The organism is Sulfurovum sp. AR, assembly GCF_000296775.1.
Lineage (GTDB): Bacteria > Campylobacterota > Campylobacteria > Campylobacterales > Sulfurovaceae > Sulfurovum > Sulfurovum xiamenensis.
This window is the reverse complement of record NZ_AJLE01000002.1, coordinates 249,524-262,160: the sequence shown is the minus strand read 5'-3', so window position 1 is coordinate 262,160 and position 12,637 is coordinate 249,524. Positions and strand designations below refer to the sequence as shown.

General features: G+C 40.6%; 12 protein-coding genes. 11 read left to right on the top strand and 1 reads right to left on the bottom strand.

Annotated elements, in window-relative coordinates; all coding sequences use genetic code 11:
• The first annotated feature begins 20 nt into the window (after window positions 1-20).
• From cybH to hypA, 10 genes are all read left to right on the top strand, one after another.
• Complete coding sequence (gene cybH, locus SULAR_RS02950; RefSeq protein ID WP_008242793.1) at window positions 21-737, top strand: Ni/Fe-hydrogenase, b-type cytochrome subunit; 717 nt, start codon at window positions 21-23, stop codon at window positions 735-737.
• Window positions 734-1,282: a HyaD/HybD family hydrogenase maturation endopeptidase gene (locus SULAR_RS02945; RefSeq protein ID WP_008242792.1), complete on the top strand. Its 549-nt coding sequence runs from the start codon at window positions 734-736 to the stop codon at window positions 1,280-1,282. Before cybH ends, SULAR_RS02945 begins: the two co-directional genes overlap by 4 nt.
• Window positions 1,266-3,056 carry a hypothetical protein gene (locus tag SULAR_RS02940; protein WP_008242791.1) on the top strand — a complete coding sequence of 597 codons (1,791 nt, stop codon included), beginning with the start codon at window positions 1,266-1,268 and terminating at the stop codon, window positions 3,054-3,056. The genes SULAR_RS02945 and SULAR_RS02940 overlap by 17 nt, the downstream gene beginning before the upstream one ends.
• Window positions 3,013-5,310, top strand: coding sequence for a carbamoyltransferase HypF (hypF, locus tag SULAR_RS02935; RefSeq protein ID WP_238536348.1), 2,298 nt, complete (start codon window positions 3,013-3,015; stop codon window positions 5,308-5,310). The genes SULAR_RS02940 and hypF overlap by 44 nt, the downstream gene beginning before the upstream one ends.
• 68 nt (window positions 5,311-5,378) lie before the next feature.
• Window positions 5,379-6,017: a hypothetical protein gene (locus SULAR_RS02930; protein ID WP_008242789.1), complete on the top strand. Its 639-nt coding sequence runs from the start codon at window positions 5,379-5,381 to the stop codon at window positions 6,015-6,017.
• A gap of 9 nt (window positions 6,018-6,026) precedes the next feature.
• A complete protein-coding gene (hypB, locus tag SULAR_RS02925) occupies window positions 6,027-6,809 on the top strand; it encodes a hydrogenase nickel incorporation protein HypB (protein ID WP_008242788.1) in 783 nt (260 codons plus the stop codon).
• A 1-nt stretch (window position 6,810) separates the two neighbouring features.
• On the top strand, window positions 6,811-7,098 hold the full coding sequence (locus SULAR_RS02920) for a HypC/HybG/HupF family hydrogenase formation chaperone (protein ID WP_008242787.1): 288 nt from the start codon (window positions 6,811-6,813) through the stop codon (window positions 7,096-7,098).
• A complete protein-coding gene (hypD, locus tag SULAR_RS11215) occupies window positions 7,095-8,216 on the top strand; it encodes a hydrogenase formation protein HypD (RefSeq protein ID WP_008242786.1) in 1,122 nt (373 codons plus the stop codon). The genes SULAR_RS02920 and hypD overlap by 4 nt, the downstream gene beginning before the upstream one ends.
• Window positions 8,217-9,224 (top strand): hydrogenase expression/formation protein HypE, encoded by a 1,008-nt coding sequence (gene hypE / locus SULAR_RS11210; RefSeq protein ID WP_008242785.1) that lies wholly within the window; start codon window positions 8,217-8,219, stop codon window positions 9,222-9,224.
• 4 nt (window positions 9,225-9,228) lie between these two features.
• Complete coding sequence (hypA, locus tag SULAR_RS02905; RefSeq protein ID WP_008242784.1) at window positions 9,229-9,570, top strand: hydrogenase/urease nickel incorporation protein HypA; 342 nt, start codon at window positions 9,229-9,231, stop codon at window positions 9,568-9,570.
• Window positions 9,571-9,578: 8 nt separating this feature from the next.
• Here the strand turns inward: hypA and SULAR_RS02900 are convergent, their stop codons facing one another.
• The gene (locus SULAR_RS02900) at window positions 9,579-10,925 is read right to left on the bottom strand and encodes a DASS family sodium-coupled anion symporter (protein ID WP_008242782.1); all 1,347 of its coding nucleotides are present in this window, start codon (window positions 10,923-10,925) and stop codon (window positions 9,579-9,581) included.
• A gap of 240 nt (window positions 10,926-11,165) precedes the next feature.
• Here SULAR_RS02900 and SULAR_RS02895 point away from each other — a divergent pair, with 240 nt between their 5' ends.
• The gene (locus SULAR_RS02895) at window positions 11,166-12,551 is read left to right on the top strand and encodes an alkaline phosphatase PhoX (RefSeq protein WP_008242781.1); all 1,386 of its coding nucleotides are present in this window, start codon (window positions 11,166-11,168) and stop codon (window positions 12,549-12,551) included.
• Window positions 12,552-12,637 lie beyond the last annotated feature (86 nt).

Genomic DNA, 12,637 nt, shown 5'->3' with positions numbered 1-12,637 from the left:
AATGAAAAGGAGAGAAAACTATGAAAAAACCAGAAGAATATATTATAGAACATCCTGATTTTGTTTATAGTTGGGGTAATCGAATATTACACTGGATACGTGCCCTTGTAGTAACGGGATTAATTATAACCGGGTTCTATCTAGCACATCCATTCATTTTGTCTGAAGGTTCAACGGATAAACTACTTTATGGAAAGTGGGCAATGTGGCATTTTATCCTGGGATTTGTACTGATATCTTCCGGTCTGCTTCGTATCTATCTCTTCTTTTTTGGACCAGATAGTAATGGTGAATTACGTTCACTTAGAGATGTATTCAGTTTAAAATCTTGGTTAGTTGCGTTAAAGTCATATTTCTTTTTCGGTGAATTACGTAAAATAGGGTTGTATGGGCCATTACAGTTTTTTACTTACTTTATAATCACGCTCTTGGTTATTACAGCCTCACTTACTGGATTAATATTGTATGTACATGTCTATCACCAAGGTATTGGTGGTTTGTTATATGACTCAATGCGCGTAGTTGAGGCATGGTTCGGTGGACTTGCTAGTGTACGTTTTATACATCATATTACAATGTGGGGTTTTTTGGTCTTTATCCCTATCCATATCTACATGGTCATTTGGTCTGCCATACGATTTAAACATGCCGCGCTTGATGTAATGTTTACAGGGTATGATTACCATCTGAAAAAAGAACAACTAGAAAGCCAGTCTGAGGAAAAAGATAAAAAGTGAAAATTTTAGTATTAGGTATTGGGAACCTGCTATTTGGTGATGAAGGCATCGGGGTACATTTTATCAATTATATAGGAGAGAAATACCGTTTTGAAGGTGAACCTCAGATCGATCTTGTGGATGGAGGGACCCTTGCACAAAGACTCATACCTATCATCGTAGAGTATGATCATGTGATCATTGTTGATACGATCAATGCACCAGGAGTAGAGGCTGGTGAAGTTTATTTCTTTGATTTTGATGCAGTGCCTGATGCAGTAGACTGGCAGGGTAGTGCACATGAGGTTGAAATGCTGCAAACTCTCAATATGATGGATCTTGCAGGCGATCGTCCACCTACGATGATCATGGGTGTCGTACCCACAGTGATAGAAGCCACAGAATTTTCTCTTTCTGAGGGTGTAGCTGCCGCCGTACCACTGATGGAAAAGACACTGCTACATTACTTAAAAACCATGGGAATTGCTGCAGTCAAAAAAGCTGAAGTCGATATGCAGGCCATTCTACCAAACTCATTTAGGGTACTTGATGCATATAGCGTTTAAATTTACATACACCCATAGTAATGGGTTGTTTATACGACTGTTAAATCGTATCAATGAACTCTCAACTCTACCGCTTTCACTATACCAGAATGGCACAGAGTTCAGGATAGAAGCTTCAGCTGACCAAACAAGCTTAGAGGCACTGGCGGAACAAATATCCTTGCTCGTCCCCCAGTCACTCTTCTTGGAAGAGTACAAGATAGAGGAGGCTAACACCGAGGTAGCTTCTAAGATACTCTCTAAGAATGATGCTCCATATGAAGTACCATATTGCCCCGAATGCCAGGAAAAAGTGATCAACACATTGAATCCGTTTCATCCATGTACTGTTTGCGGGTTCAGTGAACTATCTATTTCTATGGATGATCTCACTACTTATACAGGCATCCAAGCATCCAAAGAAAAGGATTTTTTTCTGCAATTGGCAACTGTCTTGGAAGAGAAAGGTGAAATTGTCTTACCTACCTATAATGGAACACGCCGCTTTGCTTTATTACATACAAAGGAACAAAACGATCAGGGTATTCTCTTTTGCGATCCTACAGATATTTCAGATAAATTTCTTATCACGCAATGTGAATTGGATAGCTTGATGACAGTGGAAAAACCTTCCGTGCGTTTAAAACCGAAATTAATGTTTCGCGCTGAAAATACATTGGATCAACCTTTTTATCCTGTCTTCTTCGCAGATGATAAAATTACTTTGGCCCTCTCTATTGCGTTAAAAAAGAAAGATATAGATGCAGTGTACTCTGACCATGTATCTACATTACGTGTTGCTACTGCGCTGGATGAAAAGTTGATTATCACATCAGGTCGTGATATGCTGCCATTTTCTATGGATATCCCTTTAAAACAACCTTCTTTCTGTGAGTATAACGGTTTTCAGGCCTGTGGAGATGTAAATGGCTTACAGTTGAACAAAATACTTGCCTTACAAAAACCAACTATACGCTATGTTGCGAATGATGCAGCACCTACCTTTGCCAATGCGATACGTTTTGAACCTGCACATGCTGCCATGCGTTCCATTGTACTTGAACATGGACTTGACGAACAGTCACTCTGTGGGATACATTTCAGCCGAACACATCCATCTCATATCTTCTCTTTTTCCAGAAAAATAGGATATACCCCTATGGTACTCTTCAGAGATAATACCATCTGTCAGCCTAAACATATGTTAGAAGCGATCAGAACCATGGACGAGGGTGGTATGCGTCTGGTGAACAATTTCCAAAAGAGTTTTCCTGACCTCTGTGATACGATCGAACAAGTGAAGTTTACATCCCATACCGATATTTCTGACATTACCAAAATATGGTCTATGGCAGCTGTTTTTATCGGCTTGTATGAAGGGAGCGATGCACTGGAGTCATGCGAAAAACTTGAGTCAACTGCCATTGAATTCAACGGTAAATCCGGTCCTCGTATCGATTATAAAGTCATAAACACAGAAGAGGGATACCAGCTTGACCCGAGGCTTGCCATCCGTTCTGCCATGAGTTTCAAACTTGCCGGTCTTGATGAGTATCTCCTGAGTTTTGGTTTTATTGATTCTTTGGCAGACTTTATTGCACAGCAGGCTGAAAATGCAGATGCAAATATAGGTATCCATGGTGTGACACTCAGCGGTGGATTATTTGAAAACCGTCAATTATTGATGCGTGCCTATAATGCTCTGAGTATCAATTATCCGATCTATAGAAACAAACGTTTAAGCATAGATGATGCCAATGTCGCATTTGGAGCGATTACCCTTGGAAGTGAATAGAAAGTTTAACATCACCGGGGTTGTACAGGGCGTTGGTTTTCGTCCTTTCATCTACCAGCTCGCGGACCGTTACCATTTAAATGGATTTATAGTAAACACTACAGCTGGGGTAAACATAGAACTTGAGGGTAAAAAGAGTGCCATTGAGGCATTTACAGAAGCATTCCACAGAGAACTGCCCCCTCTTGTACGTATCGATACACTCTCAAGTGAAGATACACAGTACGTCGGTTATACAAATTTTCAAATTCTTCAAAGTAACACAGCAAATCAGAAATCTACTTTGGTTTCTCCTGATATAGCCATTTGTAAAAATTGTCTCCAAGAGATGCATGATCCAACCAATAGACGACACGCTTATCCTTTTATTAACTGTACTAACTGTGGACCGCGTTACAGTATCATAGAAACACTTCCCTATGACAGACCCAACACTTCTATGCATTCTTTTATGATGTGTAAAGCGTGCCAAAAAGAGTACATGGATCCTTTGGATCGCCGTTTTCATGCACAGCCCATCAGCTGTCCTGACTGTGGACCTACACTCAAATTACTTGATCCTAAGGGAAACGTATTAATAAAAGGCAATGATACTATAAAATTAACCGCAGATGCTATCAAAAAAGGGTCTATTGTAGCAGTCAAAGGACTTGGAGGATTTCATCTGATCTGTGATTCCACCAACACCAATACTGTAGATGAGTTAAGAAAACGCAAACAAAGACCACTAAAGCCTTTTGCCGTGATGTTCCCAGATATAGAAAGTTTAAAAGCCTCTACAGACATATCTCTAAGGGAAGCAGAACTCATCACATCCAAAGAAAAAGCTATCGTCATCGTTCCTAAACGAAAAGAGAGTTTACTCAGTCCTCTTGTAGCACCGGGTCTTGACCGCATAGGTGTTTTTCTTCCTTATACACCTTTGCATCATCTTCTGCTCGAGGAGGTCAATGTTCCTCTTGTTGCTACAAGTGCGAATCACAGTGATGACCCGATCATACAAAACAGTGTTGAGTTACTTGAGAAGCTTGGCTTTGTTGTTGATCTGATACTTGACCATGACCGCGATATACTCAATGCAAATGATGACAGTGTCTTACAAATGGTAGGCGATGAAAAGATAACACTTCGTATGTCCAGAGGCTATGCACCAAAAAGTATGAAACTACCGTTTAAGAGTGAGAAAAAGATACTCGCTGTCGGAGCAAATCAAAAAAACAGTATTGCTTTGATCTTTGATAATACGCTTATTATGAGTCCCTACATCGGTGATTTAAATTCACTAGAAGCATTTGAATATTTTGAACGTACACTTCATACATTTAAACGCTTTTATGATTTTGAACCTGATGTCATCGTCTATGATAAACATCCCGAATATATGACCACAAAATGGGCTAAACAATTACAAAAAAATCATCCAAATTTACAAGCCATTGAAGTACAGCATCATTATGCTCATCTTCTTGCAGTGATGGGCGAACATCATATGGATGGAAAAGTTTTGGGATTTGCATTTGATGGTACGGGTTATGGTGATGATGGAACCATATGGGGCGGAGAAGTGATGATAGCAGATCATCAAAACTATGAACGTATTGTGACCATTTCACCTTTTCGTCTTTTGGGTGGGGAAAAGGCCATCAAAGAGCCACGCAGATCTGCTCTTTCTCTCTTGTTTGAAACCTATACACTTGATGAGATACATGCACTAAAATTGCCACTATTACAGCAATTTTCCAAAGAAGAGGTCAACATACTTCATACGGTATGGGAGAAGGGCATGAATGCTCCATTGTGCAGTTCTATGGGAAGACTTTTTGATGCTGTGGCAAGTTTTGCAGATATTGTACATCTGTCAAGTTTTGAAGGGGAAAGTGGCTTGGTCATGGAACAGTATGTGGATGAAAGCATCACGGATATCTTTCATTTTGAGATAGAGAATGGTATGATCAACCTACAATCGATGGTAGAATCTATGGTACAAATGGAAGATAGACAACGCATTGTTTCAACCTTTTTTAATACAGTCGTAGAGATCATTTTTCAGATCGCCCAAAAACATCCTACGCTCCCACTTCTTTTTTCTGGAGGTGTTTTCCAGAACAAAGTACTGGTTGAGAAGATCATCAGACGCTGTAAAAAAGAGAATCGTAACTATTATTTTCAAAATGATACAGCGATCAATGATGGTGGGATCGCTGGAGGACAGGCATGGCATGCCTTGCATTATTACTCAACACAAAACGCATGATAAAGATGCATATCTTTAAACACAATTTTATGAAAAGACTCTATAATTAAAAGTATAAGGAACGCAAGATGGAAGCTGGTTTATTACTTATTTTCTGGTATGGTATTTTACATGCATTTGGTCCTGATCATCTTACCGCTATTGCTGATTTTTCCATAGGAAAAAATAAACAAAAAACCTTGTTGATCACAGCACTCTTTGCCTTAGGTCATGGTCTCAGCCTTTTTATCTTTGCAAAAATACTCCAACACATTGAATTATCTGAAGAAATTTTAGCCTATGGAGATATGATCTCTGCCATGGTGATCATAGGTATAGGTATCTATCTACTTACGATGGTTCTGACAAATCGTATTCAACTGCGAAAACATAAGCATGGCGATAAAGAGCACATACACATTTGGTTTGGAAAGTCGCATGAACACCATGGCATAGAGAACAGTTCTTCATTCTCACTGGGACTTTTAATGGGAGCAGGAGGTGTGAGAGGTATGCTGATCACACTGGGTGCTGTTCAAGGTAGCAGTGTAGATCTATCGATGGTAGGTCTTTTTACACTTGGGGTCATGCTGGTATTTTTTGCATTTGGACTGTTGATACTCTATATCAATCAAAGCTTTTTAGGTAATCTAAAAAACGTAAGAAGAGCATTTGCAACGGCCGGTTTCATTTCACTGATAGTCGGAACGAATATATTATTAGGATAAAGGAAAAATATGTGTACAGATTGTGGGTGTAGTATAACAGAGAGTGTGATGGAGCATAGTCATGAAGGTAAAGATCATGCTCATTCTCATCAGCATCAAAAAGCACATGAACATTTACATCACAATCCACAACTCAATGATGCCAAAACCATCTCAGTCATTCAAAAGATCTTAGATAAAAATGACCATGAAGCAGAGCATAACAGACAACATTTTAACAACAAAGGTATATTGGGTATCAACCTTATGAGCAGTCCTGGGAGTGGGAAAACCACGCTGTTGGAACATATGGCAGATGTGGCAGATTTTAAATTTGGTGTGGTTGAGGGTGACTTAGAAACCAGTAAAGATGCAGAGAGGCTTCAAGCAAAAGGCATTCCTGCCATGCAGATACAGACTGGTTCTGCTTGCCACTTGGATGCTTTTATGGTGCATAAAGGTTTACACGATATGCCGTTGGATGGGTTGGATGTATGTTTTGTGGAAAATGTAGGAAACCTGGTCTGTCCTGCTTCTTATGATGTGGGTACACATTTGAACATCGTACTGGTCTCTATACCCGAAGGGGAAGACAAGATAGCCAAATATCCTGTCATGTTCCGTCAAGCCGATCTTGTCCTCATCACAAAAACCGACCTTCTGCCATACTTCAAGTATGATATTGAAAATGAAAAAGCCCAGGCCAGACGCATTAAACCCAATGTGGATATCCTGGAAGTCAATATCAATGATAAAGAGTCTATTCGTTCCGTTGTAGAGTGGATAAATTTCAAACGAAAAATGAGGGCTTAATATGTGTCTGTCCATACCCTCTAAAGTAGTGAAAATTGATGACAACAATATGGCTACAGTTGATACAATGGGGATCAAACGCCATGTAAGCCTTGATCTCATAGCTGATGAGATCAACATAGGAGACTATATACTCATCCATGTCGGTTTTGCAATGAATAAAATAGATGAAGAAGAAGCCTTGCAAAGTCTTGAGCTTTATCGGGAAATGCTTGAAGCTATGGAAGAGGAAGAGAGACGGCAAGTCATTGAATCGGATGACCAATGTGATAATCGGACCCAGGTATGAGTGAACTTCAGCTTAAAGATCTTTATGACGGGTTTCGAGACCCTGATGTTATCAAAGCCTTGGCTAAGACCATTACGGATGAAACAAAAAATTTAAAAGAAACGTTAAATATTATGGAAGTATGTGGTGGGCATACCCATACCATTATGAAATATGGGCTAAAGCAACTACTCCCTCATAATATAGATTTTATACATGGTCCTGGTTGTCCGGTATGCATCATGCCAAAAGAACGGATCGATCATGCAATCGCCTTGGCGCAGATGGAAGATACCATTTTACTCACCCTGGGTGATATGATCCGTGTACCAGGTTCTAAAAGTTCTTTGGCGGTGGAACGGGCTAATGGTTGTGATATACGCGCATTGTATTCACCTTTGGATGCGATCAAGATCGCACTTGAAAATCCAGATAAAAAAGTTGTTTTCTTTGCCATAGGTTTTGAAACAACAACCCCTATGACAGCAGCATTACTAGAGCAGGTCGAAAAACAAGGTATCACTAATCTTTATTTTCATATCAATCATGTACTTGTTCCTCCGGCAGTGGATGCCATCATGGCAGATGGTCAGGCAAAGATCAATGCGTTGATAGGCCCTGCACATGTCAGCGTCATCAGTGGAGCGAAGATCTATCAGCCATTACCTGAAAAATATGGTGCACCTGTAGTAGTCAGTGGGTTTGAACCGATTGATGTACTGCAGAGCATTTTGATGATCGTGAGGCAAAAGAATGAAGAGCGCTGTGAAATGGAGATTCAATACAGCCGATCTGTGACCTTAGAGGGCAATATTAAAGCACAGGAAATGATAGCAAAATTCATGGAACCACGTAAACATTTTCGCTGGCGTGGCATAGGCGACATTCCAGATAGTGCACTTGAACTAAGAGAAGAGTATGCTGCTTATGATGCAGAAAAAATATTTGCTGATATTCTACCAACAGAGCCTATTGATGACCATAAACTTTGTATCTGCGGAACGATACTCAAAGGATTGGCTAAGCCGAATAACTGTCAGGTCTTTGGAACGGCTTGTACACCAAACAATCCTATGGGTAGTTGTATGGTCAGCGCAGAAGGTGCCTGTAATGCCTATTACCGATATGGAGAGATCTAAATGACAAGTCCTAAACAGATACAGCTGAGCCACGGTGGTGGTGGAGAAGAGACTAACAGCCTCATTCACGATCTCTTCTATCACTATTTCTCCAATGATACACTGCTCGCTGCAGAAGATGCTGCCGTTTTGGAAGTCAAAAAAAAGATCGCGTTTACCACAGATAGTTTTACCGTAAGCCCGATCTTCTTCAATGGTGGAAACATAGGAAAACTTGCCATAGCAGGTACGGTCAATGATCTTGCCATGATGGGTGCCAAACCACTTTATCTTAGTGCCTCCTTCATGATCGAGGAAGGATTTTCTTTTGATGACTTGAAGACTATCGTAAAAGCAATGGCAGAGGAGCTTAAACACTCCGGAGCAAAAATTGTCTGTGGTGATACCAAAGTGGTTCCCAAAGGTGCCGTTGACAAATTATTTATCAATACCTCAGGCATAGGGGAGATAGAAAAAGAGGGGATCTCAGCAAATCATCTTCAGGAGGGAGATATCATTATCGTCTCAGGTGATGTGGGACGGCATGGTGCAGCGATCCTGATGGAACGTGAAGGATTGGGAATTTCTGGTGATCTTAAGAGTGATTGTGCCACATTATGGCCAGCAGTTCAAGCCTTAATCGATGCAAATGTTTCTATCTCTGCTATGCGTGATGCTACACGTGGAGGCCTTTCTGCAGTATTGAATGAATGGGCTGAACAAAGTGCAGTCTGTTTGGAAATCAAAGAGTCAAACATACCTGTTGATCAAGCGGTGCAGGGGATATGTGAACTGTTTGGTTTTGAAGCTTTTGATTTTGCCAATGAGGGTACCTTTATACTGTCTGTCCCTGAAAAAAATGCACAAATGGCATTAGCTGCACTGCATACAGTAGAAGTCACAAAGAAAGCAACAATGATCGGCCAGGTAAGTAGAAAAAAAGAGGGAAGGGTCATCCTTCATTCTGCCTATGGAAGCAGCCGTTATCTTGACTTGCCAAAAGGCGAACTTTTACCTAGGATATGCTAACGTCATGCATGAATACTCCATAGTCCAAGCCCTTTTAGAACAGTGTGAAGATCATGCCAGAGCAAATAATTCAACGAAAGTCACCAAAGTAGTGACCAAAATAGGCAAACTCAGCGGAGTGGAACCACATCTGCTAAAAACCGCTTTTGAAACATTTAGAGAAAAAACCGTGTGTGACGGTGCAGAATTTGTCATGCAGCTACAGGATCTTAAGCTCTACTGCAATACGTGTCAGCAAGAGAGCGAGCAGAATGAAGTTCGCTATCAGTGTCTTCACTGCCAAAGTACAGATGTATCGGTCCTTGACGGTGAAGAGATGTATCTGATGACACTGGAGATGGAATAAACTACGATCTACAGCAACTGTATCCAGAGAGATCGGGCAATTGTCACGATAAGTAGAATACCCATTAGATTAAACATGATCCCGTATGTCGCCATTGTTTTGACTGAAACTGCACCTGAACTCATCGCTATTGCATTAGGCGGGGTAGCAATAGGAAGCATAAATGCATACGAAGCGCAGACCGTCGCGACCACCATGATCAGTGTTGCATCCATACCCGTTTGTTCGGCTACCTTATAGAGAATAGGAAGCATGATCGATATCAGTGCGGTATTGCTGGTGATCTCTGTAGTAAAGGTGATCATAGCAGCAATGATAAGTAAGAAAAGGATCATAGGCATATTCGCGAAGCCCATAAGATGTGAAGCGATCTCTTCAGCCATACCCGTCTTTGTGACCGCCGCAGCTATCGCAAACCCTGCACCAAAAAGAAACATGATACGGTAGGGGATGCTCTCTTTATCATCCATCCACTCCAAAATTGAAAAAGGCGGGACAAAAAGAAGCAGCCCGGCTGCAAGCAGTATACCCGGTTCACTCAACCCCAATCCATTGTAATACGGTTTAATAGGAGCATTGACTAAGAGCAGTATGATCAACCCGAAAAGAAGATAGACGACTTTCTTTTGATCGGCAGTAAGCGTTTTGTTACTGAGATCTGCTTCAATATACAGATTTTTAACACCCGCTCCCAGAATATACCCCACTGCTATAAACATCAAGAAAACCAATGGTGCAACCATATACATCCACTGGACAAAAGGAATAGCTTCCATCCCCATCTCATTCATGATCCCCAAAAGTATCAGGTTAGGCGGCGTACCGATAGGTGTCAATATACCTCCAATACTTGCCCCATAGGCTATACTTAAAGCAAATCGCATTTTGAGTTTTACATCTTCGGTTAAGAAGAGTGCGATTGGAAGCAGGAGCAGAGTGGTCGTGGTGTTTGAGAGTATAGAACTTAAAAGCCCCGATGTGATGATTAAAGCAAAGATAATGCCTCTGACAGAATTTGGGAACAGATCTAGCATTCTGCTTGCTATCACTTTGTGAAGTCCTGTCTTCTCAACAGCGATCGCGATCAAAAAACCACCTAGAAAAAGGTAGATGATGGGATTGGCATAGTTTACCGCCGTCTCTTTTGTAGATAATATTCCTGTGGCGGGGAAAAGAACGATCGGAAGCAGTGAAACCACAGCCAGAGGCAACCCCTCATTCGTCCACAGTGTCACCATCAATACGATCACTGCAACCATAAGAGACTGTCCAAGTGTAAAAAATGCGATCATCACTCCAAACGCAATGACCCCCAATAATATTGCCAGCAGTATTTTTCTTGTCTGTTTAACCATTGATATACTCTATCCCTTTGCTTATCTCTTTGTAATTTTATTGTGCCTCAAAAAACTTAAGAGTAGTGGTACAGAGTTCTATAAATTAAATCAGTCATTAAAAGAGCCATATCATATAGTTATAACTTTTATTTATCTTATACGGATACATGCATGTAATCAAAATAATATATATTTGTTATCAATTTCTTCTAATATCCCACTGCATTTTTATGTATTAAACAAAACAAGGGAGCTAAAATGAGCAAATGGATCAGTATTGCTGCATCGGCAGCATTAGTTTTAACATTATCTGCGTGTACTACAGATGGTACAAATGGAGTTGATAATGTTGATAATATAGAGGAAGTTGATGCAACAGGTAATATCAATTTCAGTAATTTTGTTCCAATAGAATTATCTGCTAATGCAGAGAATTGGGATCCAAGTGCACCTTGGAAATTACCGGAAGGTTATATTCAGACGGTTGTATCTGATGAAACTGATCTAAATATCTATCCTACTGAAAATGATTGGCACGATATGAACGTGGTGAATGAAACTGGTACAAATGCAGGTCGTTATCTTTACCGTACACATGAAGTTCGTCTAGGTGCAACTGCTCCTACTGAATGGAATGATTTAGGTGGTGCAGTATCCGTTGTCGATCTGGAAACGGGTGAGACTAAAATCATTGCCCAGTCTACAAATTTCACTGCAATTGACGGTATCGCATGGACGCCATGGGGAAGTATAGTATTTAATTCAGAGACAACTGCTGGTTCTTTCTATGAATTGACACTTGACCCTAATGATATGATGTCCGGAACTGTTACTGAGCGTCCTGCAGTAGGTAAACTTTCACATGAAGGTGTTCAAGTTGATGCAGACGGTAATGTTTATGTCGTTGATGAGCACCGTGGTCGTACTCAAGGTTGTACAGATACGAATGGTATTGGTGTCACTAATTTAGGTGATACTCAACTTCCTTGTGGCGGCGGTATCTACAAATTCGTACCAAATACATATGGTGATCTATCATCAGGTAACCTCTATGTTCTTGGTTTCCCAGATGCTAACCGTGATGGAACAGGTCAAGGAGCATGGTTAGGACCAATAGATCCGGAAAATGCACGTGAATCAGGTTCTGATATAGGTGGTGCCAGCTACCAGCGTCCTGAAGACTTACAGATCATTGATGGTGTACTTTATGCAGCGATCACTGAAGGTCCAAGAGACGAGTACGGCAAAGAGTATTATGAAGGTCGTGTACTTGCAATCGATCTTGAGACTATAAAGGTGACTAACTTTGTTAAAGCAGGACTTAATGCTCCTATTGAACTTGGTAAACCCGGTCAAGATGGTCATCAGACTGGTTTTGACAGTGTAGATAATCTTGCTAAAGCACCAAACGGTGACTTGGTTATGGTTGAAGACAATAGTCCATCAGATATCTGGTTCGCATCAACTCAAACTAATGAATTCGGTGCTTCTAAATCTGTGAAACTTTTTGCTTCATTGACTGATGGTAGTGCAGAAGGTACAGGTATCTACTTCAGCCCAACTGATCCAGAAACACTTTATGTGAACATTCAGCACTCAGGTGCAGAAAATGGCGATGGTACTTGGGCTATCACTAAACCATAAATTTTTATAAACAAGAACTGTCATCATATAAAGAGTGGGTATTTACCCACTCTTTCCAGTAACTTCTTATTTCAATCATCAATCAA